Source organism: Pseudomonas sp. GXM4 (genome assembly GCF_008923895.1).
GTDB classification, from domain to species: Bacteria; Pseudomonadota; Gammaproteobacteria; order Pseudomonadales; family Pseudomonadaceae; genus Aquipseudomonas; species Aquipseudomonas atacamensis.
This window is the reverse complement of the sequence record NZ_WBRZ01000367.1, coordinates 1-4,360: the sequence shown is the minus strand read 5'-3', so window position 1 is coordinate 4,360 and position 4,360 is coordinate 1. Positions and strand designations below refer to the sequence as shown.

The 4,360-nt window shown below is 62.0% G+C and carries 4 protein-coding genes; all 4 read left to right on the top strand.

What is annotated here, in order from left to right; all coding sequences use genetic code 11:
- Positions 1 to 143: 143 nt before the first annotated feature.
- From efeU to efeO (F8N49_RS25930), 4 genes are read left to right on the top strand one after another with little or no spacing between them, the layout of a single operon-like run.
- Positions 144 to 983, top strand: coding sequence for an iron uptake transporter permease EfeU (gene efeU, locus F8N49_RS25945; protein ID WP_041480384.1), 840 nt, complete (start codon positions 144 to 146; stop codon positions 981 to 983).
- Between the two features lie 8 nt (positions 984 to 991).
- The gene (gene efeO / locus F8N49_RS25940) at positions 992 to 2,176 is read left to right on the top strand and encodes an iron uptake system protein EfeO (protein WP_151553140.1); all 1,185 of its coding nucleotides are present in this window, start codon (positions 992 to 994) and stop codon (positions 2,174 to 2,176) included.
- A gap of 17 nt (positions 2,177 to 2,193) precedes the next feature.
- The gene (efeB, locus tag F8N49_RS25935; RefSeq protein WP_122706155.1) at positions 2,194 to 3,492 is read left to right on the top strand and encodes an iron uptake transporter deferrochelatase/peroxidase subunit; all 1,299 of its coding nucleotides are present in this window, start codon (positions 2,194 to 2,196) and stop codon (positions 3,490 to 3,492) included.
- 26 nt (positions 3,493 to 3,518) lie between these two features.
- Complete coding sequence (gene efeO / locus F8N49_RS25930) at positions 3,519 to 4,343, top strand: iron uptake system protein EfeO (RefSeq protein ID WP_151553138.1); 825 nt, start codon at positions 3,519 to 3,521, stop codon at positions 4,341 to 4,343.
- The last annotated feature ends 17 nt before the right edge of the window (positions 4,344 to 4,360 follow it).

The following is a 4,360-nucleotide window of genomic DNA, read 5'->3' as shown; positions in this document are numbered from 1 at the left end:
ATACCGCATTCGCGAGCCGGCTCGCTCCCACAGGAATCACAGTTGTTCAGCTAAGGTTCAGCTAAATGTCAATGAATGCCATTTGGGAATGAGTGTCATTATGTTACAACTTAGCCTCCTATCTAAATCGCTGTGGCTAGCCAATGCTCGTTCCCTTTTTGATCATGTTGCGCGAAGGCATCGAGGCCGCGCTCATCGTCGGCATCATTGCCAGTTACCTGCAACAGACCGGCCGCGGTCAATGGATGCCAGCGGTATGGATCGGCGTCTTCCTCGCCGCCGCCCTTGCCCTGCTGGTCGGTGGTGGTCTGGAGCTGGTCAGCGCTGAATTCCCGCAAAAGCAGCAGGAATTATTCGAAGGCGTGGTCGGTCTGGTCGCCGTGGGCATTCTCAGTTCGATGGTGTTCTGGATGCGCAAGGTCGCGCGGTCGATCAAGCACTCGCTGCAAGCCTCGCTGGATCAAGCGCTGACGCAATCCAGGCATCAGGTGATTGCCTTGATCGCCATGGTCTTCTTCGCCGTCGCTCGCGAAGGCCTGGAGACGGTGTTCTTCCTGCTCGCCGTGTTCCAGCAAAGCGAAGGCCCGGGCGCGCCGATTGGCGCCCTGCTCGGCCTGATCCTGGCGGTGATCGTCGGTTTCCTGATCTACAGCGGCAGCATGCGCCTCAACCTCTCGGCGTTCTTCAAGTGGACCGGATTGTTCATCCTCGTGGTCGCCGCCGGGATTCTCGCCAACTCGGTGCAGGCGCTGCATGAAGCCGGGCTGTGGAATCACCTGCAAACGGTGCTGTTCGACTTCAGCGCGACGCTGCCGATGGACGGCCCGCTGGGCTCGGTGCTGGCCGGCATGTTCGGTTATCAGGATGCGCCGACCGTCAGCACCTTGGGCGCGTACCTGATTTATCTGCTGCTGGCACTGGTGATGTTCTTCATGCCCGCGCCTCGCCAGGCGACGCCAACCACTTCCGTTTCCAGCCAATAAGGCCCTTCATGTCTACTACCCAAACCCCTCCGGCCCTGCGTTGGGCGCTGGCCGGCTCGGTGCTGCTGATGGTCGCCGCCGGCGGGCTGTTCTGGTACGCCTCGAACATGGCCGCAGCCAAGCGTCAGCACAACCATGACGAAATCGTCGTCAACATCCACCCGCACAGTTGCGAGCCGAATGCCCTGACGGTGCCGGCCGGCCGCGCCAGTTTGCGCATCGTCAACCGCTCCGAGCGTGCGGTCGAGTGGGAAATTCTCGACGGCGTGCTGGTGGTCGAAGAGCGGGAAAACATCGCGCCGGGCCTGAGCCAGGTGATCAACGCCAACCTGCAACCGGGCGACTATGCGATCACTTGCGGCTTGCTCAGCAACCCGCGCGGCACCTTGCACGTCACACCGACAGCCGCTTCCGATGCCGCCGCCAAGGCCAAGCCCTCGATGGTGGCTTTCGTCGGGCCGCTGTCGGAATTTCGCGTGTATCTGGCCGTTCAGGGCAGCGCGTTGATCAAAGCGGCGACGGCGCTGAATCAGGCGATCGCCAGTGGCGATCTGGCGCAGGCGCAAGCGTTGTACCTGCCGGCGCGTGCCGCTTATCAGCGTCTGGCGCCGGCGGCGCAGCGCCTGGCCGAGCTGGACAACCACATCAATGCCCGCGCCGATTATTTCGAAAAGCGCGAGCAGGATCCGGCGTTCGTCGGTTTCCATCGCCTCGAATACGCGCTGTTCCAGCAACGCAAACTCGACGATGTCGCGCCGATTGCCCAGCGCTTGCTCGCTGACGTCACCGTCCTCAAGCAACAGTTGCTCGCGCAGTCGCTGCCGCCGGAGCAATTGGTCAGCATCCTCGTGCGCAACCTCAACAGCCTCGCCGAGGTGCGCGCCGGCAGCGGCGAGGAAGAACGCTATAGCCACAGCGATCTCAACGGTTTCGCCGCCAACGCGCACACCGCGCGCAAGGTCGTCGACCTGTTGCGGCCGATGCTGAGCAAATCCTCCGCTGACGTGTTAGCGAATGTCGACCAGGCCATGAGTGACTTCGACAACCAGCTCAACGCGTTCAAATCCGCCGATGGCTACGTCAGTTACGACGCCGTGACCGCCGCGCAACGCCAGCAGATTGCCGCCAAAGCCAAGGCTCTGGCCGCGGCAATGGATGGCATCGACCCCGCCCTCGGCCTTTCCGGCCTGTAAGCAGAAGACCACGACAGATGAACGATTCAGAACCTCTCAACCTGCAACGACGTCGCGTGCTGATGGGCATGGGCGCCGCTGGTGTCGCCCTTGCCGGATCGGCGCTGAGCTGCCCGGCCATGGCCGCGCAGCCTGCGCAAGTCACCGAGGCGCCGAGCAGCGACAAGACCGAAGACCGCCACGATTTCCACGGTGTGCACCAGGCCGGCATCGTCACCCCGCGCCCGGCCTCCGGAATGCTGGTGGCGTTCGATGTGCTGGCCAGCGATCGCGAAGACCTCGAGCGGCTGTTCCGCACCCTCAACGAACGCATCGCGTTTTTGATGAAGGGCGGACCGGTCGCGCAGGTCGACCCGAAACTGCCACCGCTGGACTCCGGCATCCTCGGCCCGGTGGTCACCCCGGACAACCTGACCATCACCGTTTCCGTCGGCGATTCGCTGTTCGACGAGCGCTTTGGTCTGGCGGCGGCAAAGCCCAAGCGTCTGCAACGCATGGTCGGTTTTCCCAACGATGCGCTGGACGCCGATTGCTGCCATGGCGACCTCAGTCTGCAGTTCTGCGCCAACACCGCCGACACCAACATTCACGCCCTGCGCGACATCGTCAAAAACCTGCCTGACCTGCTGCTGGTGCGCTGGAAACAGGAAGGCAGCGTCCCGCCGCAAGCGCCGGCCAAACCCGGTGTACCGGCGCAGTCGGCGCGCAACTTTCTCGGTTTTCGCGATGGCTCGGCCAACCCCGATTCCAACGACGCCAAGGTCATGGAGCGGATTGTCTGGGTACAACCGGACAGTGACGAACCGGCCTGGGCTGCCCACGGCAGTTACCAAGCGGTGCGCATCATCCGCAACTTCGTCGAGCGCTGGGATCGCACGCCGTTGCAGGAGCAGGAAAGCATTCTCGGCCGGGTCAAGAGCAGCGGCGCGCCCATCGGCGGCCACAAGGAAAGCGAAGTGCCGGATTACAGCAAGGACCCCGCCGGCAAACTGACCAGGCTCGATGCGCACATTCGTCTGGCCAACCCGCGCACCGCCGCGACCCAGGCCAATCTGATCCTGCGCCGGCCGTTCAATTACTCTAACGGCGTCAACAAGAACGGCCAGCTCGACATGGGCCTGCTGTTCATCTGCTACCAGGCCGATCTGGAACAAGGCTTCATCACCGTGCAGACCCGCCTCAACGGCGAGCCGCTTGAGGAATACCTCAAGCCGGTCGGTGGCGGTTACTTCTTCACCCTGCCCGGCGTGACCGGCGATGACGATTTCATCGGTCGCTCGTTACTCGCTGCGACCTCCCAGAACAAAACCGCATGACACCCAACCGACACTGGAGCCGCCCCATGAAAAAGACGCCACTCGCGTTATTGCTGACCCTTGGTTTGCTCAACACCCCGCTGGCGGCGTTCGCCGCGACTGCGCCACTGGATCTGGTGGGGCCGGTGTCGGACTACAAGATTTACGTCACCGAAAAGCTCGATGAACTGGCCAGCCACACCCAGCAGTTCACTGACGCGGTGAAGAAAGGCGACTTGGCGATCGCGCAGAAGCTCTACGCGCCGACGCGGGTGTATTACGAGTCGATCGAGCCGATTGCCGAGCTGTTCAGCGATCTCGATGCGTCCATCGACTCGCGTGTCGACGATCACGAAAAAGGCGTAAAGGCCGAGGACTTCACGGGCTTTCACCGCATCGAATATTCGTTGTTCGCGGAGAAATCCACCCAAGGCCTGGAGGCATTGGCCGACGGTTTGAACAAAGACGTGCAGGATCTGCAAACCCGTGTGGCCGGTCTGACCTTCCCGCCGGAGAAAGTCGTTGGCGGCGCTGCTGCGCTGTTGGAAGAAGTGGCGGCGAAGAAGATTTCCGGCGAGGAGGACCGCTACAGCCACACCGATCTGTATGACTTCCAGGGCAATATCGACGGCGCCAAGAAGATCGTCGACTTGTTCCGCCCGCAGATCGAACAGCAGGACAAGACGTTCGTAGCGAAAGTCGACAAGAACTTCGCCACGGTCGACAGGATTCTGGCCAAGTACAAGACTGCGGATGGCGGATTTGAGACCTATGACAAGGTCAAGGACAACGACCGCAAGGCGCTGGTCGGGCCGGTGAATACGCTGGCGGAAGATTTGTCGATGATGCGCGGGAAGTTGGGTCTGAATTGACAGAATTGGTTCGTCAG

Coding starts and splice junctions, on each gene's coding strand:
- efeO (WP_151553138.1), top strand. CDS start 3,519: ATGAAAAAGACGCCACTCGCGTTATTGCTGACCCTTGGTTTGCTCAAC.
- efeB (WP_122706155.1), top strand. CDS start 2,194: ATGAACGATTCAGAACCTCTCAACCTGCAACGACGTCGCGTGCTGATG.
- efeU (WP_041480384.1), top strand. CDS start 144: ATGCTCGTTCCCTTTTTGATCATGTTGCGCGAAGGCATCGAGGCCGCG.
- efeO (WP_151553140.1), top strand. CDS start 992: ATGTCTACTACCCAAACCCCTCCGGCCCTGCGTTGGGCGCTGGCCGGC.